Annotated in this window: 24 protein-coding genes and 1 other RNA gene; 10 read left to right on the top strand and 15 right to left on the bottom strand. The window is 34.7% G+C overall.

The genetic code is table 11. The annotated features are described in order from the left end of the window. Positions 1-16: 16 nt before the first annotated feature. The 5 genes from D9V35_RS02745 to queG all read right to left on the bottom strand — a co-directional run bounded on the left by D9V35_RS02745 (position 17) and on the right by queG (position 4,102). Positions 17-679, bottom strand: coding sequence for an MlaC/ttg2D family ABC transporter substrate-binding protein (locus D9V35_RS02745; RefSeq protein WP_110438693.1), 663 nt, complete (start codon positions 677-679; stop codon positions 17-19). A 15-nt stretch (positions 680-694) separates the two neighbouring features. Further along, positions 695-1,516, bottom strand: coding sequence for an MlaA family lipoprotein (locus D9V35_RS02750; RefSeq protein ID WP_122123274.1), 822 nt, complete (start codon positions 1,514-1,516; stop codon positions 695-697). A gap of 282 nt (positions 1,517-1,798) precedes the next feature. Continuing rightward, the gene (locus tag D9V35_RS02755; protein ID WP_122123275.1) at positions 1,799-2,629 is read right to left on the bottom strand and encodes a TerB family tellurite resistance protein; all 831 of its coding nucleotides are present in this window, start codon (positions 2,627-2,629) and stop codon (positions 1,799-1,801) included. A 169-nt stretch (positions 2,630-2,798) separates the two neighbouring features. Further along, a complete protein-coding gene (locus D9V35_RS02760) occupies positions 2,799-3,023 on the bottom strand; it encodes a ribbon-helix-helix domain-containing protein (protein WP_122123276.1) in 225 nt (74 codons plus the stop codon). Between the two features lie 20 nt (positions 3,024-3,043). Further along, positions 3,044-4,102, bottom strand: a complete 1,059-nt coding sequence (gene queG / locus D9V35_RS02765) for a tRNA epoxyqueuosine(34) reductase QueG (protein WP_122123277.1) — start codon at positions 4,100-4,102, stop codon at positions 3,044-3,046. Positions 4,103-4,471: 369 nt separating this feature from the next. Between queG and D9V35_RS02770 the strand changes: the two genes are divergently transcribed. After that, positions 4,472-5,716 carry an NAD(P)/FAD-dependent oxidoreductase gene (locus D9V35_RS02770; RefSeq protein WP_122123278.1) on the top strand — a complete coding sequence of 415 codons (1,245 nt, stop codon included), beginning with the start codon at positions 4,472-4,474 and terminating at the stop codon, positions 5,714-5,716. On the opposite strand, the gene D9V35_RS09540 is transcribed toward D9V35_RS02770, so the two are convergent. From D9V35_RS09540 to D9V35_RS02785, 3 genes are all read right to left on the bottom strand, one after another. Beyond that, a complete protein-coding gene (locus D9V35_RS09540; protein ID WP_122123279.1) occupies positions 5,717-6,031 on the bottom strand; it encodes an NINE protein in 315 nt (104 codons plus the stop codon). It abuts the gene before it with no gap. Positions 6,032-6,242: 211 nt separating this feature from the next. Further along, positions 6,243-6,617, bottom strand: coding sequence for a VOC family protein (locus tag D9V35_RS02780; RefSeq protein WP_122123280.1), 375 nt, complete (start codon positions 6,615-6,617; stop codon positions 6,243-6,245). 60 nt (positions 6,618-6,677) lie between these two features. Next, positions 6,678-8,108, bottom strand: a complete 1,431-nt coding sequence (locus D9V35_RS02785) for an aminotransferase-like domain-containing protein (protein WP_122123281.1) — start codon at positions 8,106-8,108, stop codon at positions 6,678-6,680. 394 nt (positions 8,109-8,502) lie between these two features. Here D9V35_RS02785 and pdxS point away from each other — a divergent pair, with 394 nt between their 5' ends. The 4 genes from pdxS to D9V35_RS02805 all read left to right on the top strand — a co-directional run bounded on the left by pdxS (position 8,503) and on the right by D9V35_RS02805 (position 11,872). After that, the gene (gene pdxS / locus D9V35_RS02790) at positions 8,503-9,390 is read left to right on the top strand and encodes a pyridoxal 5'-phosphate synthase lyase subunit PdxS (protein ID WP_122123282.1); all 888 of its coding nucleotides are present in this window, start codon (positions 8,503-8,505) and stop codon (positions 9,388-9,390) included. 79 nt (positions 9,391-9,469) lie between these two features. Continuing rightward, positions 9,470-10,045: a pyridoxal 5'-phosphate synthase glutaminase subunit PdxT gene (pdxT, locus tag D9V35_RS02795; RefSeq protein ID WP_122123283.1), complete on the top strand. Its 576-nt coding sequence runs from the start codon at positions 9,470-9,472 to the stop codon at positions 10,043-10,045. Between the two features lie 189 nt (positions 10,046-10,234). Further along, positions 10,235-10,402, top strand: coding sequence for an AAA family ATPase (locus tag D9V35_RS02800; RefSeq protein WP_122123284.1), 168 nt, complete (start codon positions 10,235-10,237; stop codon positions 10,400-10,402). 225 nt (positions 10,403-10,627) lie between these two features. Continuing rightward, positions 10,628-11,872, top strand: a complete 1,245-nt coding sequence (locus D9V35_RS02805; protein WP_122123285.1) for an AAA family ATPase — start codon at positions 10,628-10,630, stop codon at positions 11,870-11,872. Positions 11,873-11,941: 69 nt separating this feature from the next. On the opposite strand, the gene tgt is transcribed toward D9V35_RS02805, so the two are convergent. From tgt to ssrA, 6 genes are all read right to left on the bottom strand, one after another. After that, entirely contained in the window at positions 11,942-13,084 is a 1,143-nt protein-coding gene (tgt, locus tag D9V35_RS02810; RefSeq protein WP_110438705.1) for a tRNA guanosine(34) transglycosylase Tgt, read from the bottom strand. 440 nt (positions 13,085-13,524) lie between these two features. Next, the gene (gene queA / locus D9V35_RS02815) at positions 13,525-14,577 is read right to left on the bottom strand and encodes a tRNA preQ1(34) S-adenosylmethionine ribosyltransferase-isomerase QueA (protein ID WP_122123286.1); all 1,053 of its coding nucleotides are present in this window, start codon (positions 14,575-14,577) and stop codon (positions 13,525-13,527) included. An 87-nt stretch (positions 14,578-14,664) separates the two neighbouring features. Further along, complete coding sequence (locus D9V35_RS02820; RefSeq protein WP_122123287.1) at positions 14,665-16,080, bottom strand: ArnT family glycosyltransferase; 1,416 nt, start codon at positions 16,078-16,080, stop codon at positions 14,665-14,667. A gap of 95 nt (positions 16,081-16,175) precedes the next feature. Next, on the bottom strand, positions 16,176-17,393 hold the full coding sequence (locus D9V35_RS02825) for an ArnT family glycosyltransferase (RefSeq protein WP_205910320.1): 1,218 nt from the start codon (positions 17,391-17,393) through the stop codon (positions 16,176-16,178). Positions 17,394-17,993: 600 nt separating this feature from the next. Next, positions 17,994-18,560, bottom strand: coding sequence for an SspB family protein (locus D9V35_RS02830; protein WP_122123289.1), 567 nt, complete (start codon positions 18,558-18,560; stop codon positions 17,994-17,996). 34 nt (positions 18,561-18,594) lie between these two features. Beyond that, positions 18,595-18,905: a transfer-messenger RNA gene (gene ssrA / locus D9V35_RS02835) on the bottom strand. Positions 18,906-19,020: 115 nt separating this feature from the next. On the opposite strand from ssrA, the gene D9V35_RS02840 reads away from it, so the two are divergent. From D9V35_RS02840 to D9V35_RS02855, 4 genes are all read left to right on the top strand, one after another. Then, positions 19,021-20,424, top strand: coding sequence for a hypothetical protein (locus D9V35_RS02840; protein ID WP_122123290.1), 1,404 nt, complete (start codon positions 19,021-19,023; stop codon positions 20,422-20,424). Positions 20,425-21,652: 1,228 nt separating this feature from the next. Next, on the top strand, positions 21,653-22,576 hold the full coding sequence (gene thyX / locus D9V35_RS02850) for an FAD-dependent thymidylate synthase (protein WP_122123292.1): 924 nt from the start codon (positions 21,653-21,655) through the stop codon (positions 22,574-22,576). Between the two features lie 38 nt (positions 22,577-22,614). Beyond that, positions 22,615-22,755 (top strand): hypothetical protein, encoded by a 141-nt coding sequence (locus tag D9V35_RS09325; RefSeq protein ID WP_155565153.1) that lies wholly within the window; start codon positions 22,615-22,617, stop codon positions 22,753-22,755. A 26-nt stretch (positions 22,756-22,781) separates the two neighbouring features. Continuing rightward, positions 22,782-23,144, top strand: a complete 363-nt coding sequence (locus tag D9V35_RS02855) for a hypothetical protein (protein WP_162988549.1) — start codon at positions 22,782-22,784, stop codon at positions 23,142-23,144. Between the two features lie 19 nt (positions 23,145-23,163). Here D9V35_RS02855 and D9V35_RS02860 read toward each other — a convergent pair whose 3' ends face one another. Then, a complete protein-coding gene (locus tag D9V35_RS02860; RefSeq protein ID WP_122123294.1) occupies positions 23,164-24,333 on the bottom strand; it encodes an Mrp/NBP35 family ATP-binding protein in 1,170 nt (389 codons plus the stop codon). A gap of 237 nt (positions 24,334-24,570) precedes the next feature. Between D9V35_RS02860 and D9V35_RS02865 the strand changes: the two genes are divergently transcribed. Further along, positions 24,571-25,620 (top strand): OpgC family protein, encoded by a 1,050-nt coding sequence (locus D9V35_RS02865; RefSeq protein ID WP_240993396.1) that lies wholly within the window; start codon positions 24,571-24,573, stop codon positions 25,618-25,620. Positions 25,621-25,769 lie beyond the last annotated feature (149 nt).

Raw genomic sequence — 25,769 nt, forward strand, 5'->3', positions numbered from 1 at the left:
TGATGGTCAATTTAATTTAGGAATGATTTTGAAGTTGGCGTTTTAAGGCTGCAATCAAAGCGGATACATCATTTTGATGACGTGCAATAAAAGATGTGTAATCTCCTCTTTGAGTTACGGCAAGTGACGCATTTTCACCAATAATATCAACAACCATTGGGGAGCCATTTTTAATTTCAATAATCCACTGAATGACGACATCTGGCTGTTTTGGACGTTTCAAGGTAGTCTGAATGGATTTTTTGTTTCCCTCTGTTGACGTAATTTCGCCAATGGTAAATGAAACCCCTTTATATTCTCCAAGCCGATTGGTAATTGAATTAACGAGTACCTGATGAAAAAGCTGGGTATATTCTTGTTGCTGGTCTGAAGTGGCGACCCTCCAAAAACGCCCCAGACAGAATTTCGCGATACCATCGACATCAACATATTTATTCAAAATAGGCAGAAATTTTTCTTTTTGTTCAGTCTTCGAATAATCTGCATTTACAATGGCAACCATTTCATTCCCGGTGGATCGCAGCCACTCTTTCAACTGATTGTCGGAATAGGTGGCTTCTGAAGCATGAACTTGGGTTATAAGAGGGAAAATCGCTTGTTTTGAAACAACGTTCCCGGCAAGGAGAATACCGCTAATCGCAAGTGCAGGAAAAAAGATTTTACAGGGATGAATTTTCAAAATATAGCTCCTAAATTATTTAACATACCATGCAGGGACAGTTGCTCTATGATCCTCGATAAGTGCTTTGATTTCAGCATCTTGCTGTTGTTGATAGGCACTTCGGATGGTTGCGTAAGGATCCAAAGAATCCTGTTGCAATTGATTCATTGCATCAAGATAATCAGCCCTCGAACTTATTACACCTAAAATATTATATGCCCAGTTAAAAGTTATCAAGCCATATCCTCTGGGGACATAATTCCATGGTGACAGACCAACCGCAATGATGGATCCCCCACCTTCACGTAGAGAGGTTGGTCCCATGAAGGGAACGAATAGATAGGGACCTGATTTTACGCCCCAACTGGCCAGAGTCATACCGGGGGTGGTGTCATGATGTTTATATCCAGCCATTTCGGCTACATCTATTAATCCTCCAATTCCGGCCACCATGTTTATACACCAACGGGCAAAAGCATCTCCAGCGCGTCTTGATTTACCTGCCCCGACATCTGAGAAAAAGACAACGGGTTCATCCATGGTGCGTATCATATTGCTGAGTGATTTCCGGATCACTTTTGGCACCGCCCATACATACGCTTTGGCTACAGGTTTCAGCGTATATTTATCCATTTTCATTGTAAAATTGTACATTTTACGATTGGTTGGCTCATATTTGTCATTATTATGTTTATATTCAGCCAAGGCTTCAGGATCTTTTGGTGGCGGATTACTGCATCCATTCAGAAAAATGCCAAGACAGCCCAGAAAAGTTAAGCAAGGTAATAAAAAATTCTTTTTTTTCAGTTCGGATGATTTTGGAAAATTAAAGAAAGAAAATAGGGTGAAATTCATGGCAACCTTTGTTAACTTTTAATTCGTTATAACAATTTTAAATTTTGATCATACAATTTAAATGAATTAAATAAATAATCATAACAATTTAGGCAATAACAATTCAGAACATAGCAGATTCATCATTAAACAACAGAAAAAAGAATTTGTATTAATTAAAATTGAGACATGAAAGATCTGATTGTGGTAATAAAACAACAAATAACGAAAGATCTTTTATGTTATGCTCATGTCTCAAAATTAAAAATCTGATCCAAAAGATTATATAGAAAATTGTTGAAATTAAATTCCACGATTATGTTTAATATAATCCCATGCAGCATTAATTTTTACGATTTTTTGGTTTGCCTTTTCAATTTCCTGTGGATTTCCCCCTTTTGCTGCAATAAGGTCAGGATGATAGATGCGAACAAGTTCACGCCAACGGTTGCGGATAGTTTCGGTATCCGTTTTAGGATCAACCCCAAGTATTACGTATGCATCAGGTTCGTCAGAAACAGAACGGGGACTGCCTCCTTGGGCTGCATAATCCCATACTCGTTCTGAGAGACCGAATATATGCTGGATATGTCGCAAATATTTTTCTTCAAGCGGATGAAGAGGTTTCGATTTTTTTAAATCAGAACGGGCCAGCATATATAGAAGGATAAAAACATTTTCAAGTTTGCCTTTTTCCTCTTGAAAATTGTGTTTAAGAATTTTTGCAAATTTTGGATAATCATCAACTCTTGAACGGGCCCGATCAAAAAGCATACCTATTTGCTTTTCTTGCTGTGGTGGAATATGAAGATGATGTTTAAAATAATCAACCTCACTTCGGTTGACCGGACCATCACATTTGGCAAGCTTGGCAGATAAAATGATGAGACATAATGCCATAACTTGCTCTTTTTTACCGGCATTTGAGGCCATTTGCACAGCAATATAGGTGCTGGCACCCACAAGATCGGGAGAGATCTTATGTTTCCATTGTTCAACCCATCCTCCCAAAGGTGGATTCAACAGCTTGTTTTTATCCGCAGCATGACCAATGGCAGCACCTAGTAATGCTCCAAGAGGACCACTTGTTGCGAAGCCGGCGATTGTTCCAAAAATTTTTCCAAAAACAGGCATTGAATTAATATAATAGAATTAAACTCGCTTCATTCTATTATTCTTTTGTTAAAAGGCAAATTTATTTTAAAAGTTTTCGTGGCATATATTATCTGTAATATGAGGGATAATTTATTTATTTAATTACAGTCAATGATTTTTATTGAAAAAAGTTGGAAAAATCAAATAATTATATATTTTTTAATATATAATGTAACGCTGTTAATCTTAGCATAGAGGATAGCGGATGATTTGCACACCGTTTTGCATCAATTTCAGTAATCAAATGAAGCAGGGTAAGATTTTTTGATACCGCCATTTGATCTAAAATATTCCAAAAGTCTTGTTCCAGAGCGATGCTTGTGCGATGGCCAGAAATTTGAAAACTGCGTTTTTTTAAATAATGTCGTGACATGATTTTTAATTGGCTTGCAATTATACGGATATCATAAATTGATCAAATGCCCATTGGGCTGTTTCCTTAATAATAGCATTATCATGATTTTTCCAATTTATTATTAGTGGTAAAAGATTTTCTATATTTGAATTACCTGCTGCAATCAGGATATTCCTGATAAATCGTAAATGACCAATACGCTTTACAGGAGATCCAGTGAAAAAACTTCTGAAATCTTCCTCATTGAATTGAAGAAATTTTGCAAGTGGGGGTGAAACAAGTTCGGTTCGAGCCTGTAACTTGATGTGACGACTTTGACTGGCGAAACTATTCCATGGACAAACAGCCAGACAATCATCACAACCGTAAATTCGATTATGCATTGCCTTACGAAATTCGATGGGGATACTGCCGGCATATTCTATAGTGAGATACGAAATACAGCGTTTTGCATCCAGTTTAAAAGGCTCGGGAAAAGCTTGAGTTGGACAGGAAACCAAGCATTTTTTACAGGAACCACAATGTGATTTGCTTGCAGGTAGAGGGGGAATATGAAGGGTGGTCAATATCTCACTTAAAAAAAGCCAACTGCCAAATTGACGGGAAACCAGATTTGTATGTTTTCCCTGCCAACCTAAACCTGCCTTTTGCGCGAGAGGTTTTTCCATGATGGGTGCCGTATCGACAAAAACCTTAACCTGTTCATTATTTGAATAATATTTTGTCTCTTTTAATATAAATTGGGCTAAATGTTTCAGCCATCCCTTGATTATATCATGATAGTCCCGATTACGGGCGTAAACAGATATATTTGCATATTCAGGATGTTTAAGATTTTCCAGGGGATTTTCCCGGGGACCATAATTTACTCCCAAGACAATTGCCGTTTTCACTTCTGGCCATAAATGGTGGGGACTGGAACGATAATATAGACGATCTTCCAACCACTGCATGGTTCCATGTCGTTTGAGAGAAACAAACTCCTTAAGCAAAGCCGCTTTTTCTGGTGGAAGAGATGCTTCACAAATGCCACATTGATCAAATCCCAATTCAATCGCTTTTTTTTGAATAAGTTTGGAAAAATTTTTAGGTAGCATGAAGATATGAATATATAACTACATCAATTGTAATTCAGATTATCTATTTTATAGAATAGGTTTGTATATTCAAACAAGTTTTCTTTAAGTGTAAAAAACATTCTTAAAATGAAAATTATCCAGAGACATGATTTTTATTGTCACGTAAATAAATATAGAAATAGGTCATGATTATAGTTTTATTTGCAATTGACCTAATTATTTAAAAATTGTAACGTCATAATTAAAGAACAAATAATAAGTTGTTGTTTTAAGAAAAGTAATAATTCAAATAAAAATTCAGTTTATCAATTAAACAATTGTACGGTTTTTTTTAAATCACAAACTTTATAAGTATTCAATTAAGATCACGTAAAGGGGTAAGTAAAAATGCAGAAAAAACGTATTGTTGTATTAGGAGGTGGAATTTCAGGAATGGAATTCGTGACCCGATTATCCTCTTTATTGAAATCTGAACAATATGAATTAATGTTAATTGATAAAAGCGAATATCATATTTGGAAACCGATGCTGCATACATTTGCTGCAGGAAGTGCGAAACCCAATGAACAGGGGATTAACTTTCTTACACAGGCCAAACGTGATGGTTATATCTTTAATCCGGGAAATGTTTCAAAAATTGACTTGAAACAGAGAAAAATCACTTTAGACGCATTATATGACAAAACCAATAAAGAAATACTTCCGGAACGGAATATTGAATTTGATTACTTGGTTATTTCGATGGGCAGTAAAACCAATGATTTTAACACTAAAGGTGTAAAAGAATATGCCTATCCAATTGATGATCTGGATCATGCCCTTGATTTTTACAATGATTTAAGGAATTTTATAATACAAGCTGCAATTTTGAAGGAAAAGCATCATGTTGTCATTGTTGGGGCCGGAGCGACTGGAGTTGAGTTAAGCGGTGAAATTATCTATCAGCTTAAACAGTCTTCACAGTATGTTGGGTATGATTTTACCGATTATTTGCATTTGACAGTTGTGCAATCGGGGGATCAGATCTTACCCACTTTTGAGAAAGAAATTGGTAATGCTGTCAAAGTGACCATGAATAAAATTGGCATAAATACTTTGTTATCAGCGCGCGTAAAGGAAGTAACCAAGGATCACGTATATCTTGAAAATGGTGCTGTAATTCCTGCAGATCAGGTTGCTTGGACAACCGGAATAAAAGGTGATAATTTATTGCAGGAAATTGATGGTGTCGAATATTCCAAACGATCCCAGATTGTTGTGACCCCACGATTACAAGTCATTGGGTTTCCCTATGTATTTGCAATGGGAGATTGCTCTTCTGTTCAAGATAACTCTTTACCACCAACCTCACAGGTGGCTACGCAACAGGCCTACTATTTAAGTCGTAATTTTTTTAAACTGATTCAAGATCCTGCTTCGGTCAACCCTTTTGATTATAAAGATTATGGTTCACTTGTCAGCGTTGGACGTTATCAATCTTTTGGTGTTTTTGGTCATCATATTGCAATAAGAGGGTGGGTTGCAAAAATTGCACATTTATATTTGTATCGCTCACATCAAATCAGAATATTGGGTTTGAGACGTGCAATCAGCGCAATTTTGGCAGATAAATTCAGAAAGCTGTCAATATAGTTAGGCTCGATAAAAGGTTTTGGGTTTGCTTGTTTGTATTAAGAGCATAAATAAATCATATATCCACCACAGCCAGACAATTCCGCAAAAAACATAACCTATCAGGAATATTTTTGTAACTAATCCTAAAACCATAAGGAAAGCCATCAGGATACCGGTAAAAAATTTGTTGATATAGATACGATGCACCCCGAAGAAACCCAAAAAAAACCAAAGGATCATAGCGATTACAAATGATCGGTTTCTAACATTTAAATTGGTTACCAGACTTATTAATCTTTTACATTCCTTTAAAGTTAAATTGTTATTGAACATTGATGATTAGCTTCCATTAAAAATTAATGATCAATGTATTATATAGTTTAAATATTTTGATTTTAAATGTATTGGGATATGGGAATGTAATATTAACTGTTTGTTAAAAAATATTAATAAATTATTGATTTATGTTTGATCAATGTTCATTATTATTGAACATTGATTGTAAATAATATGTAACAAACTTTGAATCATTCAAGAAACTATTCTATTCTTCATAAAAAGCGCAAAGTTTGTTTCCATCAGGATCACGAAGATAAGCCAGATATTTATTTGTTCCTTTGCGTAAACCTGGAGGGTCCTCAATTGACACACCACCATTGGCTATTCCTGCGGCATGGAATTGATTGACCTGTTCGGGAGAGTTCATTTGAAATCCGATAGTTCCACCATTGGAATAAGTTGCAGCCTGTCCGTTGATTGGCTTGCAAATAATCAGTTTTTGACCATCCTTCGCATAAAAAGGGCGCCCCTTTTTATCAAATCCTGAATCGGAAAGATTCATAACCTTGAAAATAGCATCATAGAATTTCTTTGCTTTTTCTATATTGTTGGTGCCGACGCAGATATGACTGAATAACATGTTTATTTCCTTATAAAATTACTTGATTTGTATAAATAGGTTAGAATTGATATTGCCTTTTCACAATGAATTTTTTAATCTTTTGATTGTTTTTGAAGAAAAATGAGAGAAATTAAATCGTATCTCTTCTTGAGACCCTCCAAATTCTTCACCCTTTGCAATAATTATTTTTTGTTTTAACCATTCCTGTAAAAGGGTGGACAATTCCTTGTTTTTGTCTGGAGGACATTTTGAATAGAGATAAAGTCCACCTTTTGGAGGTTGAAATTGGAACAGAGATTGGTAATTTTGATCCAACCAATGACATAGATTCTTTGCTTTTTTCGAAAGTTTTTTCTGTAAAAAATTGAAATGATTATCCATTTGATGGGTTAAATAATATTGGGCAAGTAATTGTGGTAAAACACTTATTCCACCCTCGATTTGACGTCTAACATTGGCAAGCTGATGGATAATGGGACGAGGGGCTATAATCCAACCAACACGGATTGCCTTACCAATATATTTAGATAAAGAACCAAGATATATAACCTGTTTGTATTTGTCATACATTTTGATAGATCTACAATCAGTATTCTCATCAAACGAAAGCAGGCTATATGCATCATCTTCAATAAGAGGAATTTGATTATCATGACAAAGCCGTAGGATTTCTTTTTTACGAAAAGATGAAAGGATTGAACCGGTTGGATTTTGAAAAACTGGATTTAAAAAAATCATTTTTACGGGATGTTTACGAATCAATTTCTGGAGTATTTCTGGGTTCACCCCATTTTGATCCAGTGCAGCAGGATGAACACGTAAACCGGAAGCTTGAAAAATGGGAAGTCGGAAAAAAGAGGAAGGGGTTTCTACCGCAATATGATCGCCTGGTCCTAACAAGGTTTGAGTCAATAAAAAAAGGGCTTGCTGAGTTCCAGTTGTGATTAGAATTTCGGATAGGTCAACTGATATACCTATACGTTTTTTCATATGATATTGAACGGCCTGGCGAAAGGAATAAAGACCTAGAAGAGTAGTTTCATCATCTTGTTCTAACGATAGAACATGTTGCCAGGGTAAATCGGTAGGATCAATTTTTGGTAAAAGGGAAGGTGCAAGATCACCAGTTGCCATATCAATAAGGTTGATATGCTTTTCCTGAGCCTTTTTACGTAATTCTTGTATATGAATCTGATAGGGATCTCGCTGATATTGGGTATATACCGATTTGACAGGATACCAATTCATTGATGGATAAAGATTTATTTCATGTTTGAGCGGATTTACATATGATCCACTGCCTATTTTTCGAATTAATAATTTTCGATCTGTCAATTCGTTCAATGCACGGATAACAGTTGAACGATTGATGTTCAGGAGATGGCTCAACTGCCTTTCAGAAGGCAATCGTTCACCAGGACCTAGGGTACCATTGATAATGGCTTGCTGAATAAGATGAGTAAGTTGTTGATATAACGGTTTATTGGAAGAGGAAGACAAAGTCCACATGATGATCAAACCCTGAATACAGAGTCATGATATAATATTAATATTTTTTTTACTATATTATTTTTTTATAAGAAATGTGGAATTATTTCCATTGCTGGATATTATCAAGCTAGGTTTTTGGTTATAAAGCATATCCCTTTCAAAATTGCCGATTGTATTTATTGTAAAGGCATCGAACGATCTTTCTATTATCCCTTCTACAAACGGGAAACTTTTTGTCAAATTTATAATTCCAGTTGATCCGGCATTGCTTATTAGTCATGTACTTCTCAAGTGAGTTTATAAATTTAAAGATTACATATAAATTGGATGGGTTTGAATCATACCAATTGGATGTTTTAATTCCCTGAATGTTTATGTATGATAATCTTAATTTAAACCGGAGAATATATTAATGAATAAAAAAGTAGGATCTGAAAGAGTAAAACGTGGTATGGCCCAAATGCAAAAGGGTGGGGTCATTATGGATGTTGTGAATGCAGAACAGGCAAAGGTAGCAGAAGCAGCGGGTGCAGTTGCCGTGATGGCTCTGGAACGGGTTCCTTCTGATATCCGTGCTGCTGGAGGGGTGGCTCGTATGGCTGATCCAACTATTGTTGAGGCTGTTATGAAAGCGGTGACTATTCCTGTAATGGCAAAAGCCCGGATTGGTCACATTGCCGAAGCTCGCGTACTTGAAGCGATGGGTGTTGATTATATTGATGAAAGCGAGGTTCTTACACCTGCAGATGATGAATATCATTTGCTGAAAAGTGAATATACAGTGCCTTTTGTTTGTGGATGCCGTGATTTAGGTGAAGCGTTGCGCCGTATCGGTGAAGGTGCCTCTATGTTAAGAACCAAGGGGGAACCGGGCACAGGTAATATTGTTGAAGCTGTACGTCATATGCGCAAGGTTCAGTCACAAATTCATCATGTAATGGGATTGAAAGACGATGAATTGATGGTATATGCACGTGATCTTGGTGCACCTTATGAATTGGTTAAACAGGTTAAACAGCTTGGCAAATTACCTGTTGTAAATTTTGCTGCGGGCGGTGTGGCAACACCTGCGGATGCGGCCTTGATGATGTCATTGGGTGCTGATGGCGTTTTTGTTGGATCCGGTATCTTCAAATCAGAAAATCCCGAAAAATTTGCCCGTGCAATTGTTCAGGCAACAACTCATTATGAAGATTACAGATTGATCGCCGAATTATCCAAGGGGTTGGGTGTGCCAATGAAGGGTATTGAAATGAGTAAATTATCAATGGATGAACGAATGCAAGAACGGTCCCACTAGATTTTGGGAAGGGGGAAATTTAAATTTCCCCTTTATGGAATTTTTATAATGTTGATCAAAAAGGTATATATGAACCATTATGCATAAAAAAATTGGGGTTCTTGCGTTACAAGGAGCAGTGAGTGAGCATATTGCCCAGTTGCAGGGATTGGGTGCTTTGGGAATTGAGATTAAAACAGCAGAAGATCTTAAGCGGGTGAAGGGATTGATTATACCTGGTGGTGAATCAACAGCAATCAGCCGTTTGATACAAGAAGTTGGACTTTATGAACCAATACGTGATTTTGCAAGAAAAAATCCGGTTTTTGGTACTTGTGCAGGCTTAATTTTGTGTGGTTCCTCTATTACAGATGGTGGAGAGAAATTAAAACCTTTAAATTTGATCGACATTGCCGTAACACGTAATGGTTTCGGTCGTCAGATTGACAGTTTTGAAGTTGATTTAGATATAGGGAATATAGGAAAAAATATTCCTTCCGTTTTTATTCGCGCCCCCTATATTGCTTCAGTTGGTGAAAATGTAAATGTCCTGGCGGTATATGATAAAAAAATCGTTATGGCGGAACAGTGCAATATTCTAGTTTGTTCTTTTCATCCCGAATTGACAGAAAACAATCAGGTTATGGATTATTTTATATCCAAGATTGACAGTTGATGAAATTTATAAGCTAACCGTTCCTTTGTTTTCTTTCCAATGAACAAAAAAGCCAGCATGATGTAGTGATTGCTGGTTTTTTTATTTGCAAAAAGATAATTTTTAAATAAAACGTTTCACTTATTTATCATTTTAAATTTTAATAAAATAGTTTATTTATTTGAAATATTTATATTAAGGTATTTGATAATGAAAATTAAAAACGTTCAAATCAGGAATTTCAAGCGTTTTACTGACTTGAAAATTGAGGGGATTCCAGAAACTGCTAAAATGGTTGTTTTGGTAGGGCCGAATGGTTGTGGAAAATCATCAGTGTTTGAGGCATTTAATTATTGGCAGTCATCGAATTTTTCATAAAAAATTCATCAAATGAATAGTTCAGCTCAAAAAGAGTATTTTCTTAAACAGAGGGCAATGATAGAACAGATAGATAATCATTCTGAATATTATCTTGATATATGTAAAATTGAAATATATTTACACTAAAATGGTAATAAATCGAAATTTTATTTTAGGACAGCATACCGTAACGACCCTGGTTTTTCCGTTAATACTCTTGAAGCTAGTGGTGGCAATAATACTTTGGCATTTATTGAAAATGACCAACGTGTTAAGTTGAATTACCAAAAAATCATAAAAAGAACAATTGATAGGTTATATGAAGAAGACAATGACAGTAAAACAATCAAAAAATTAAGAGAAGAACTAATTGGTAAACTTCAACAATCAGTGCAAAATGTATTTAGTGATTTGATATTAAACAACATTAAATCACCATTAGAAGAGGGTACCTTTTACTTCAAAAAAGGAATTGTAGATCATTATAATTATAAAAACCTGTCCAGTGGGGAAAAAGCCGCCTTTGATTTATTATTAGACCTAATTATTAATCTTGATGAATATCAAGGTGCTTTATTTCTTATTGACGAGCCTGAAGTGCATATTCATACCAATTTACAGGGTAAAGTGATTGAAGAGATGTATAATCTTATTAAAGGTGAAGGGCAATTATGGATTACGACACATTCACTTGGTGTCATGATGAAGGCTAAAGAACTTTCCCTTAAAGATCCAGGCAGTGTCGCTTTTCTTGATTTTGACCAGCATGACTTTGATCAAGCGGTTACGTTAAGGCCTTCGCCGATTGATCGGGTGGTATGGCAGAAATTCATGTCGGTTGCTTTGGATGGTTTGGAAACAAAATTGGCTCCCGAAATTATTGTCATGTGTGAAGAGAGTTTAGAGGGTAAAAAACGTTTTAATTTTGATGCGGAAATTTATACTAGGATTTTCCAAAACCAGTATCCTCATATAACTTTTATCTCGGGAGGGTCATGCAATGATCTGAAAAAAAAGAGCCGGGAATTTAGAATGTTTTCTTCGGTTTTGGAGCAACAAAGTAAAGTGCTACGTTTAATTGACCGTGATGATTACAGTGATGAAGAAGTTAAAGAATTTCAGAAAGAAGAAATTTTCATAATTGGTCGTCGTGCTATTGAAAATTATCTCTGGGATGATGAATTGATTGAAAAATTGGTTAAGCATCATGATAAAATTGAATTATTGTCTGATGCTATTGCCATCAAAAAAACAGCCATAGAAAGCAGTGTATCACGTAAACATGCAGAGGATGATTTAAAAAGTGCTTCGGGTCTAATTTATATCGGGTTGAAGAAATTATTAAATTTGAGCAGATGTGGAAATGATCACATTACCTTTATGAGAGATACGATGTGTCCCCTTATTACTCCTGATACTAAACTTTATAAAGAAATGAAGCGGGATATTATTGAACCTATTTTGGAATGTGCTTCATCTAAACAATAATTTTGTCTTCAAGGGGTATCAAGACAAAGCTTTAAGCAATATTTTTAGTTTATATTATTGAAGTTATAATCAATTCCATTCATCCAGTTTCCAATCGCCTTTATTCCAGTCATTATGCAATTCTGTCGCTTTTTCTTCTAAATTTTGATCCAAGATAGCCTGATGTATAGTTCGCATTAGTCTTTGGTAATAGGCAAGATTATGCCAGGTTAGCAACATTGCTCCAAGGATTTCCTTGCTGCGGAAAAGATGATGGATATAGGCACGACTGTGTTTTGAACAGGCGAGGCAATCACATTCTGGATCAATAGGTCGCCGATCATGAATGTGACAGGCGTTTTTCATATTAAGTGTTCCACGGCTTGTATAGGCACGACCGGTTCTTCCCGCTCTTGTTGGCATGACACAATCGAACATGTCAATCCCCCGCATAACTGATCCCAACATATCCTGTGGCGTTCCCACACCCATTAGATAACGAGGTTTGTCTGATGGAAGATAGGGAACAGTCACATCAAGGGTTTCAAACATTTGTTCTTGGGGTTCACCAACAGCAAGTCCGCCAATTGCATAACCTTCAAATCCTATTTTGTTTAATGCCTCCGCGCTTTCAATCCTTAAATCGGGTTCAATACCTCCCTGAACAATGCCGAATTGAGCATAACCAGGTCTTGTCTTGAAGCGTTTTCTTGACCGTTCCGCCCAACGCATCGACATACGCATTGAGCTGGCAATGGTATCATGACTGGCTGGAAGTGCAGGACATTCATCAAAACACATGGTTATGGTGGCATCAAGCAGATATTGAATATCCGTCGAGGATTCTGGTGTCAATTTATATGTGGATCCGTCAATATGAGAACGAAAGGTAACACCTTCCTCGTTCAGTTTACGTAAGGCCCCCAGAGACATCACCTGAAACCCGCCAGAATCTGTTAAAATAGGTCCAGACCAATCCATAAATTTGTGTAATCCACCCAGTTCATGAATCAGTTCCGCCCCTGGACGAAGCATCAGATGATAGGTGTTTCCCAATACTATTCCCGCTCCGGTTGAACGGACAGCATCCATGGTCATGGCTTTGACTGTTCCCACTGTTCCTACAGGCATGAAGGTTGGTGTGATTACGTCGCCATGAGCGGTATGTAATATTCCCGCACGGGCTTTATGATCTTGAGCTTGTTGTGTCCAATGGAATTTTAACGATGTCATGATTGGTGTGTCAAATTAAAAAAGGTCAATTTATTGATGTTATATAAATTTATTCTATGAAAAGGAAGATTAAAAAATTATCTAATTATCATGGATATTGAAAATTTATCATAATCTGGGGGATAGTGATCATTAATAAAATGATTATATTCTTTGAAATTCTTACAAGTTTTTAAAAACCTGAATATATTTTAACATTATAATTGATAAATATTATATTTAGAGATAGGTATTTAATATAGTTAATATTCATTCAGTAATAAATCAAAGTATTGCAGAAGATATGGCTGTTGTTGGTTCTATTCAGAAAAAACAGAATCAGTTTCTTAATTTCTCCCAGAAAATCCCTATGATAATTTATCTTGCATGAACCTGAAAATGTTTCATTTATTTAAAATGACAGGGTTTTTATAACTCAAGAAATTAAAATACTTTGTTTATTATAAAAATTCTTTTTCAATAATACATGCATCCCCGTAAGAATAAAAACGATAATTGTTTCGAATAGCATGTTCATAGGCTTGACGCATTTTTTCTGTTCCACCAAAAGCGCAAACCAGCATAAATAATGTGGATCTGGGTAAATGAAAATTAGTCATCAAGATATCGATGGATCTGAATTGATGACCTGGACGTATAAAAATGGATGTTTCCTGTTGAAAAGGGTGAAATATTCCTTGTCGATCAATTGCACTTTCCAATAATCGCAAGGTTGTTGTTCCCACCGCGATAATACGTCTTTTTTCAACTTTAGCTTGATTCAATCGTTCAGCGTTTTCTGGACTGAGCACGCCATATTCTGCATGCATATGGTGATCATTGATGTTTTCACTTCGCACTGGTAAAAATGTTCCAGCACCCACATGTAGAGTAAGGGCCAGCCGTTCAACACCTTTATGATCAAGCTGGGTTAATAATTCTTCTGTAAAATGCAATCCGGCTGTAGGAGCGGCAACTGCACCAGGATTTTGTGAAAATATTGTGTAATAATCCAGCTCATCCCTTTCAGTTGGTCCATAGGGACGACGAATATAGGGAGGTAGCGCCAATTGACCAGATGTATTAAGCCATTTATCAAATTCATTACCCTCAAGATTAAAACGGATAAACGCACCACCACCTGTTTCAAGTTTTACTACTGTGGCAAAACATTTTTTATCTGGAAAATCAAGGCGGTCTTGTTCCTTTAAACGTTTACTGTTTTTGATCAATACATGCCAAGTACCATCTCCCATCGGTCGATCAAGTGTAATGCCAATGTGAGCCATACCCCTTTGTGCGAATAATTTGGCGGGAATGACCTTTGTATCATTGGCAATCAAGATATCACCTTTTTGAAAATAACAGGGTAAATCCCGTATTGTTTTATCCTGAAATTTTCCCGATTTTGATGGAATGTAAAGAAGTTTGGCAGCCTCTCTGGGACGGGCCGGATGCTGGGCAATGCAATGTTCAGGAAGCTTGAAATCAAAATCTGCAGTAAGATCAGTCATGGATTATTATGGTTGGGCCATTAAAAAATGTTGAGAATATACATTTATTAAATGTATATATCAGTTAGAAAGATCAAGAGATAAGAACTATTGGTTCTCTTGGCAAGTGTATAAACGAACTGTATCGTCTTCATAACGTATATCATTTAATGTTTTTTCTTCAGTTAAAATACGGCATCCTGTCACATCGGGATTATCTTTTGCTCCAACGCGATAATAAGCCAATGAATTCTTTACTGGTTTCCCTTGTTTAATCGTATCATTATTAAAATTACCCATAACCATAAAGGATAATCTTTCCGCCTGTGTTATCTCATGTGGCGTGAAAATGGCGCTGGTTAGAGGGAAGGCGTTTTTTTGTAATTTGCCATAATAGGCAGGTAACTTATTTTTCGAAAATTGATGCAAGGTACTCATATTATAGATTAATGCAATGATTGCTAATAATAAGGTTAGTAATTTTGTATAATAATTAACATCACGCCCAATTAAAATGGCGCTGATGATACAGATCAAAATTATATGGGTATAACTGTAATGGGCCAGTCTTGTTTTGGCGAGACTGAAGATCAGAAAACTTGACAGGATTGCAGAAAGAATAATTAAAATATCATATGAAAACATTTTCCATTTTCTAAATGAAAAAGAATAAATCAAGGCGAAAATGAAAATTATGGTGATCAGACTAAAATGATCCACAAGCTGATTAAAAAAATACCAGATGGAATGGTAATGACCTGTAATACGGTCAGAGGCTCTGGCTATGAGGTCATAGCGGTACATTTCTTTGATAAAATCGAACTTGTCATAGGGGTAACGTAATGCTAGCCAGATTAAAATAGGTGAAAAAAAAATGATTATGGGAAAGGTAAATGATTTTATTGTAAGCTGTTTGTTTTTGAATAAATAACCGTAAGCAATAAAATAGGGAATAGCCATAAAAAGAGCATGCCAGCTTTTTGTTAAAAAAGCCAAGGCAGAAAAAAAAGCCGCAAGTGCAATATGTCGGGTATCATTTTTACTTGCTAGGGCGATTACAACCATAACTTGGCAAAATATATAAAAAGCATCCGCGTCTCCAGAACGGAAACCGTGGGTTTTGATTATCAGGGATGCGGTAAATAATAGGGATAAAAAAAGAATGGAGCTGATTATATTATATTTTTTATATGTGTAATAACAGACAATACTGCAAAGCAGTATTGTTGAGACTATTGAAAATAATCGTACCGTTAAAATGGATTTTCCAAATAAAGAAATGATAATACAAGTTGGTAAAAAGCTGAGTATGGGCTTTAAATTCCACATATCAGTTTTATTCATCCATGTGTTGATAATCCAGTTTTTATTGATATTCATTTCAATTGAACTGACTGCATGACGGCTTTCGTCCCAGCTATCGAAATGTGTAAGATTTATGTGATAGAAAAGGGTGCAATAGAAAACTGCAAGAAGTATAAACAATAGAATAATAAAAAAATTTTTTCTTGTTAATAAAAACATAATTATTCAGTCATCATTATAAAAAGCGGGGTTTTATTCATAATCAATTATTTCGTTAGAAAATATAGGGTTTGAATAAGTGTTAAAATGTTAATTTATAAATTTTTACAAGAAAATAAAGATATTTCGTTCTGATCATGTTTATTTTTTAATTCCGTTACTTTTTCAGTTACGGGATGACATCGATTGATATCGGAATTGTCATTGCCTTGATCACGATAAAAAACCAGTGCTTTTGATATGGGTTTTCCATATTTGATTTTATCATAATTGAAATTGCCAAATACCATGATGGCTAAACGTTCATTCTGTTCTATATGTTGTGGTACATATAAGGTATTATATTTTGGATAGGCATTTTTTTGTAGTTGATAATAATAGTCTGGCAAATGTATTGAAGAGATTTTATGTAGATTGGTAAATGCGAAAATAAATGCTATAAAACTTAGAATAATAATAAAATATCGGGTATATTTATTAATGTCTCGACCAATCAAAATACTTGTGACCAGACAGATTAATATAATATGCGTATAGCCATAATGGTAAAGTTTTGTTTTAGCCATACTGTAAATCAGCAGACTACTTAAAATGGCTGATAAATAAATGATGATATCATAAGTTAAAAAATGTTTTTTCCTATATTTGTAACTATAAAATATGGAAAATATAAATGTTAAAAAAATGAGGCCAAAATTATTGAATAAAATTTTTATAAAATAATTCCAGCCATGAATATGATTTTCAATCATATGGGAGGAGCGTTTTATTAAATCATAACGCACCATTTCTTTGATAAAAGCAAAACCATCATATTGATAACGTATGCCAAGCCATATTAATATGGGCAAACTAAAACAAATGACAGGATATAAAATAGCTTTTATATTGAACCGATGGCTTTTAATTAGATAACCATAGGAAATTAAAAAGGGTAAGCCCAGGAAAAGAGCATGCCAACTTTTTGCTAGAAAAGCTAACGATGAAAAAAAAGCGGCCAGAGTAATATGAAAATGATCATACTTTGTTGCTAATGATAATGTTGCAGTAATTTGACAAAGGATAAAAAATGAATCAATGTCGCCGCTTCTAAAAGCATGGTTACGAATTAAAAGTGAGGTTGTAAATAGAAGTGAAATAAAAAGAATGGCTGTGTAAATATTATATTTTTTAATTGTATAATAACAGACAAGATTACATAAAAATATTGCACATAAAAGAGAAAAAAGACGGATTGTTAGAATTGATTTGCCAAAAAGTAAAATCATTAGACAAGTTGGCAGAAAACTTAAAATAGGTTTTAAATTCCACATGTCGGGTTGGCCAGCCCAACTGTTTATAATATAATTATGATTGTAGATCATTTCCAAAGCACTGACGCCGTGTCGGCTCTCATCAGAACTGGCAAAAGGGATTTGGTTGATATGAAAGAATAGAATAAAAATAAATAAACCCATTAAGGCTATTAATAAAATATTCCAAAAATTCTTTATGATTATTAACATGTTTAAAATATTTATAAATTAAAAATAATTTTTTTATATTAAAATGATTGGGAGTCAATGAATATTATACAATAAAATTTTATATAATAATAAATTTATAATGAATATAAAGACTTGCAGTTTATTTGTTATTGTGAAGGAATATAGTTTAAATATTTAAATTATATTAGAAACTACGAAGCATGATAGTAGGATTAATAGTCTAATCAACTATGATATTTTTTATAATCTGGATAATCTATTAGTCTCATAAATCGCTTTATGTTGTAATTAATCTATCTTTAACAAAAGTTATATTTTAACTATTAAAAAAATGATTAATATTTTTTTATGGCACAATACGGTTTATTGCCAATTAAACTTTTGGTTTTGTTAAACTATTTATCATTTGATATTATATTATAAAATTTAATCGGTTTTTTTTCTAAAAGCATCTAAACTTATAACCTGTGATTTCTCTTTCAATGCGTTACTTTCCTTAGAAGGTTTAGCATCTTTTAATTCTTCCATATTATTTGTAACTTTACGGAGTGTTTGAACAGGTGTCTTTTCTTCAGATTGAATCACGGTTAGACTAGAAGGAATAGGCTGAAAATTAAATGCTAGATTAACAAACGGATCTGCAAACCCAATAATAGATCCGAATGGAATAACCAATATACTCCCAACTCCGCCAAATGAAAGACCAACAGACATTTGCTGTTTAATTCTGTTGATTTTCAGATCCCAAAATTGATGTTGTAAAACAATCGTCATTTCTTCTGGATATTTTTCTTTAAGTTGGGGTGGAATAATCACATTAGGATAGTCGGTTTTAAACTGGATATAGAAATTATGACTCCCAGGTAGTCCATTTTTTGCAACTGATTCCAGAGCTTTTAACATGACCTCACGATAGGCAGCTTCAATCCATTCATTATATGGTAAAAGGGAAGGAGGGTTTTCGTTAGAACCTGAATTATCTGAATTGGTCATTGTCTAAACTTTAACTATAAAATCAATAATCTAAAGTGAAGGGTTTCTGTTGCCCGGCACCCTTCAAGCCGCGCTTGTCACATTGGCTTATTAGGCCGCGATAGCGTGTGCCTCGAAATTATCGTTGGCATTTGTAAAAAACAGTCCGATAACGGTGGTACAATACCGAGCAAAAAATATATCTTTACTACGCGTGTCGATCCTGTTTCGTCCCCATAAGCTTTATGGTGGAGACGCCGGGTACCGCCCCCGGGTCCACTACGCCTATTTCATATACCGTTTATTGCCATAGTTGGGTAAACCAACAATTTTAATATAATAATATTTCACTAATAAAAAAAGGGGAAATTAATTTTTTTTGATCCAAATTAAATTTCTGGGTAACCGTAATTAATTTCCAATTGTTTTTACTTATTATTTCTTTATAATTTTCCGTAATAATCTTAACAGGAAATAAGCGATGAAAAAATCAGTAATCTTTGGAACAACCGCAGCCATTCTTGTACTAGGTTCAAGTCTTGGAGGTGGATATATCTATCTTCAGCATCAGCTACATAATCGTCTTGATGCGGGAATTAAAATGTTGGAGCAATCCTTTCCGGGTTCTTCTATTGTTTATGATCGCAGTGTAACCAATGTATTGACACGTAGTGCCATTTTGGAAAAAGTGAAGATCAAAGGCCAGTCTGGGCAATTATATACAATGGATAAATTGAATATCAAATCTGGTTCACGTAATGGATTGATGAGCGCTACAATTGATAATTTTGAAACAAAAATTGATAGTGACTTGATGATGAATAACGGGCAGATTCACGTTGATCATATTGATTTTAACAATTTTGTTCCCAGAAAGGATTTGCTTGACATCGATGCATCTGGAAAAATCAAGAGTGTTTATTTTTCAAAGGCAAAATTTGATTTATTAAATCTGAAGAATATTACAATGAAATTATCTTCTGGATCGGAAAAGATAGCAATAGCTCAATATCAAATTAAAAATTATGGATTAGATCGAAAATCCGACCAAACTTTGAATGATTTCCGTTATTATGATAAAATTAATAATCGGGACAATTATTTCAATATTCAATCACTTCAGATTAAGGATTTGAGTTTTGCTAAATTTTTCCAAAATATTGAAAATGGAAAAACGTTTGAATTTGCAAGTGACGAACCTAAACTTTTTCATATTAAAAATGTCGAATTAAAAATTGATGCTGCACGATACCAGCTTGGTGACATGCAAATTTCGACAGAAAAAGATGGAAAAAACCGTTTGTTTAGAGGTAATAAATTCGATAACTTACAATTACAAACCGATAGTGATCCAAGACTGTACGCTTTAAAGCAATATGGTTATGATCAACTAAATATGTTCGGGAATTTGTCCGCGCAGTATCATTATGATCTGCAAGAATGGAATCTTGAACCGTTCCAGATTGGTGCAAAAAATATTGGGAATGTAAAAATTAATGCTCGTGTAAAAGGTCCGGAAAAACCATCAGCAAATAATGAAATGGCAATGATAAATGATTATAAAATTGTATCCTTTACAATGCATTTTCGTGATGATGGATTAATACAACATTTGGCTGATCTTAAAAGCCGTGAAAAGAATGAATCCGTTGATCAGATTAAGCAAGAATGGATTGAGGATTTACAGAAACCTGATAGAGATTTTCCGGAATTGTCTAAACAAGCTGGAAATGCTGTCATTGATGTTATTCATCATCCGGATCATGAGCTTACAATTGAGGTTAATCCGGATAAACCTTATTCATTTTTAGATCTAACTTCATATAATGCCAGTCAGATAATTGATCATTTGAATATTAAGGTTCACAGTGATTCTAAGCATTAATAATGGATTTCATAAAATAAATTCATGAATTTATTCGGCTGGATTGAATAAACTTACATAAATTACATTTTCAAGATGTGCAAAATGAATAAATTGAAAAAAAAGTATTTTTTTCTCTATTTGTTTTGCTTTTTTATTTATTATAGGAATGAATTTATATAATAGTACGTTATGGGGAGGTCCAGTTCATATTAGAATACACGCATAATGCCCTGATACGGATTGCAGGAAAAAAGGGCATTATTCATATTCTAGGGCGTTTGTCCTTAAAGTTTTCCAAATGGTCATTTTTGAGAATATAAATGTGACGCTTGAAGATGGTGTAGTCATTTAAATGTTAAGAAAATAGGGATTCAAATAACGCTTTCTGGGAAACATCAATATAAAAAGTCGTTTTAAACAAGATTCATGTGAACTTTGATATTGGCAGAATAAATATTGAAAATTGGCAGATTAAAATTTTATCCAACCATGAAAATTCTTTTTCCCATCAGCTAAGCGGGATAGATTATTTTTACAAGACCAGAGTTTCGGAAAAGTCAGGGTATCAAATTTATATTAACTATTTGAGAACAGAGGGGGTACCAAAATTACTTTGGAAAGTATAGCCAATTTTTTATTTAAAACAGGCTATCATTCAATTACGGCTGATTTAACGGTTGATTTTTCATATGATGATAATCAGTTTTTTTTTACTAATGAAGCCTGCTATATATTTCGGAAAAAATTTTGTCCACATTGATCTTTCCTGTTTATTGGGTTTGAATTTAAAGCCGCAAAATTTTGATATGGATATTTTATATAATCGATTAATTTTAAAATCCGGAGAACTATTTATTAAAGATCCCGGTTTAAAAGAGCAATTTCTAAGGGAGAGAGAATACAAATCTAATCTTTCCAGAACGGATATGATCGATAAAATTTATTAATCTTGAATCTTTCCAACAGGGAAAAAATTTTACTCTTGATTATCATTTTTATCAGAGTTTGCCAAAATCTTTAGGGATCCACATAATGGAATGAAAAATATCAGCTGATTTTGGAAAGGGTGTGAAAGTTAATGATTTGTTTAAAAGCAGTTTTCTTGATTTTTTTTAAATAGCTAACGAGGGGAATATGCAAATCATGGCTGTTAAAAACCATTAAAATCATATATTTTAGGAAAATAGTTTTATATTGTTTTATAAATAATTTCTTAGTCGTACTTAAAATGAGTAAATAGATTATTATGGCACTTACAGAAGAACAACAGGCAGATATTAAAGCGCAGTCAAGTCAGCAACTTTATACAAAACGGCCAATTTCACCGGGTTTGGAAGAAATGCTTTATCAAGCTTTTCCAGTACTGGATCATGGATTTGTCAGGGTTGTCGATTATATGGGTAATGATTCTGCAATTGTTCAGGCAGCCCGAGTTTCATATGGAACCGGTACAAAAAAAGTATCGGAAGACCGTGGTTTGATTCGATATTTAATGCGTCATTATCACACAACCCCTTTTGAAATGTGTGAAATTAAGTTTCATGTTAAATTACCAATTTTTGTAGCACGACAATGGATTCGTCATCGTACGGCTAGCGTGAATGAATATTCGGCCCGATATTCAATAATGGATAGAGAATTCTATATTCCCGAACCTCGCGTATTGGCAATGCAAAGTAAGGTTAATCATCAAGGTCGTGGAGAAGTTCTTTCTGCTGATCAATCAGAGGCAGTTCTATCGCTTTTACGTAATGATGCGCAAAAATGCTATGATGATTATGAAAAAATGCTTCGTAATCCTGAAGAAAATGGTTTTGGGCTGGCTCGTGAGCTTGCCAGAATGAACTTGACCTTGAACAGTTATAGTCAATGGTACTGGAAGGTTAACTTACATAATTTATTTCATTTCTTGCAGCTAAGAATTGACTCGCATGCACAATATGAAATCCGTGTTTATGCCGAAGTAATGCTGAAAACGGTTCGGGCATGGGTTCCTCTGGCTTGTGAGGCATTTGAAGATTATCGCAAAGGGGCTGTAACATTTTCCTCGACCATGATGAATGTTATTGGCAAGTTGTTAAATGGACAATCTGTTGATCAAGCTGACAGTGGATTAAGCAAACGTGAATGGACAGAAATGATGCAGATTCTGGATCATTACAAATCCTAGAGTTAATGTGTATATAAAATCTCTTGGAAAGATTGAAAATGGAAAAACTTTTATATGTTGCTGGTATTATCATTTTATTTATCGGCATTGTTGCAGCGATGTGGTTTCTTCCTTTTGGACGTAATCTGGATGCGGATAATCAGTATCTACATGAGACTTTTTATACAAAGAAAAAATGAACTATGCTAAATATTTGATTATAAATATGAAAGTAGTTGAAAATTTCATTATGGATTATAAAGATAAAAAGAATTTTCCTGTCGATGAATATGAGTATGAATTACCTGGTAAATCCGTCCATTCATCATCTGAATCAATGGGAGAAAGTTTTTTTACCCAACCTTCAAATCTTGATTCTAATATTAAACCTCTAGATCCAAATCAAAAAATCGAATTTGCCACTTTACGCCCTTGGTATATTGCCTGTACTTTCGTTTTGGTTTTGGGGTTGATTTTTGAATTTGGAATTTTAGGAAAAAACGGAAAGCAGGGACCTTTATGTCGGTATATGCCAAAAAATAAGGTTTGTTATGTTTTGGCAGGTCCTGGATCTTCTTTAGAGAAATAGATTCGGGGTGACAGGGTTTTTAGGAATTTTTGCTATTTGCAAGTCCTGTTTTACAAATGGCGGGATAAATTAAATCTGCAATAGCATGGTAGGCTTGACTTTCTGGGCCATCAGGTTGTTGAACGGTTATGGGAATTCCCTCATCTGATGCCGTACGGATCGCAGGTAAAATAGGTATTTCCCCCAAAAAAGGGATATTCAAAGCTTTGGCTTCTTTTTTAACACCATCCTGTCCAAATATATAGGTTTTTTCCTGACAACGAGGGCAAAGAAAATAAGACATATTTTCAATGATACCCAATATAGGGGTTCGCGTTTTCTGAAAAAGAGAAATACCTCTTTTGGCATCCAATAAAGCAATATCCTGAGGTGTAGAAACCATTATCGCACCATCTAATTTAATGGATTGGCCAAGGGTAATTTGAACATCACCCGTCCCAGGAGGCATATCAATTAACATGATATCCAACTCTCCCCATTTTACGTCTGACAATAGTTGTTTGACCGCTCCCATTACCATGGGTCCCCGCCATATAACCGCCTGATTCGTGGGAACCAGCATGCCAATGGAAATTGCTGAAATACCCCATGCCGTCATTGGGATCAGTTTGTGGTCTCTTACTTCTACCTTGCCTTTTAGATCAAGCATATGTGGAATGGAAGGGCCATAGATATCAGCATCCATGATGCCAACCTTTAATCCTTTTTGAGACAAGGCAATCGCAAGATTGACAGTTGTTGAGGATTTTCCAACCCCTCCTTTTCCCGAAGCGATTGCAATGACACATTTAACCGAATTGAGAGTTTCAATGGATTTGGCATTTTTTATATTATTTGCTTTTATTGAAGTTGTATCTGATTTGGTATGACCGGTTTGTTTGGGTGGGAATACCAAGCGTTTTGATATGGTTGGATCACGTAAGCCGGAAGAAATGGCATTCATAAAAACACGAGCTTGTTCCACATCTTTAAGTTGACTTAAATGGTGTTCGATTTTTGCCCGTAATGGTTCCACTTGAGCGGGATCGACATTGGGGACTTTTAACGTTATATGTATTTTTTGGTTTTCAATATGAAGCGTTTCAATCAAATCAGTGTCTAGCAGCCGAATATGGGGAGACCATGGAAGCGTAAAATCTTTCAAAGCCTCTTTGACTTTTTGCCGGTTAATTGAAATAGGGTTATTCATGTAAAACCTTGAAGAAACAATCATTAAAAAATGTAATTATCAAGTTTATTTTAAAAAGTATATAACAGATTTGTAAAGTTGTAATGAAGCTCTGAAACTAATTTTCTACATTTTATTTAGAAAAAAAAATGTAGAATTAATTGGAAAGAATCGTTAAGGAATAAAATTCTGATCAAACAGCAAAAAAAATCAAAAAGGGATCATCGTATCGATGCTTTGCGTGGATTGGCGCTGATCATGATGTATATTGACCATATTCCTGAAAATCTTCTAAATCGTTTTACCATGCGGAATGTAGGGTTTGCCGATGCAGCAGAAATTTTCGTATTATTAGCTGGATATGCTTCTTGGCTTGCATATGGAAGAAGGATTCCGCTTGATGGGTTTTGGAAAATTTGCAAAAGGATTTTTGCACGTTGCTGGAAAATTTATCTTTTTCAGATAGGCTTGGTATTAATTACATTATTCAGCATCTATCAGTGGCGTCGAATATGGATATTGCCAGTTGATTTTTTAGAGCCTGAATTGGCGCATGGTCACAGTATCTTAAGAGTATTCTGGCGGTTGTTACTTCTGGACGCATTGCCAAGTAATCTGAATATTTTGCCACTCTATATCATTTTACTCGCCTTTTTTCCCATCCTTTATTTAATCATGAAATATCGTTGGTGGTTGGCGTTGGGAATAAGTTTTTTGCTATGGGGTTGGGTTAATCTTGATCCATGGTTCAATTTTCCTAACTGGCTTGATCCTGATGGTTGGTTTTTTAATCCTTTAGCATGGCAGTTTTTATTCACGCTTGGGATTTATGGTTCTATTCTTGCAGGTAAGCATGAAGGTGATTTTCCATATTTTGTATGGTTACAGGGACTTGCTATCGTTTATTTAATCTTTTCTTTCTTAGAAGCGTTTCCATGGGGATATTGGGGATTACCTGATTTGAGATTGATAGAACTGCATACTCCTGCAAAGGCTTATCTTTCACCATTGCGATTGATGGACGTTATCGCAATATTTTACCTTGTTCAATCTTCAAAATGGACCAAACAATTTTCTGAAAATAAAATTGGGCAGCTTTTGGCTTTATATGGTCGACACTCGCTGGAGGTTTTTTCTTTGAGTACGGTTTTTGATCTATGGGGGCGTTTGATGTTCGCTAGCTGGGGACAATCAGTATTTTTGCAGCTAGGTATAAATTGTATCGCAATATATATTCTTTATCTCCTGTCTTTATATCTTGATAAAAAAAGACAACGATTAAGAACTACCAATCTAAGATCCCAATAATATTATTAAAGTTCAATAATTTCAAAAATCAGGATTTATTCAGAAATAAGCTTATCATGAATTCATGTCTAAGATGTTAGAATTTTAAAACAGTGTAACCATAAAATCATGATTTTAGATAGATTTATATTTATTTTAATGAATTTTAT

The organism is Commensalibacter melissae (genome assembly GCF_003691365.1).
GTDB lineage: Bacteria > Pseudomonadota > Alphaproteobacteria > Acetobacterales > Acetobacteraceae > Commensalibacter > Commensalibacter melissae.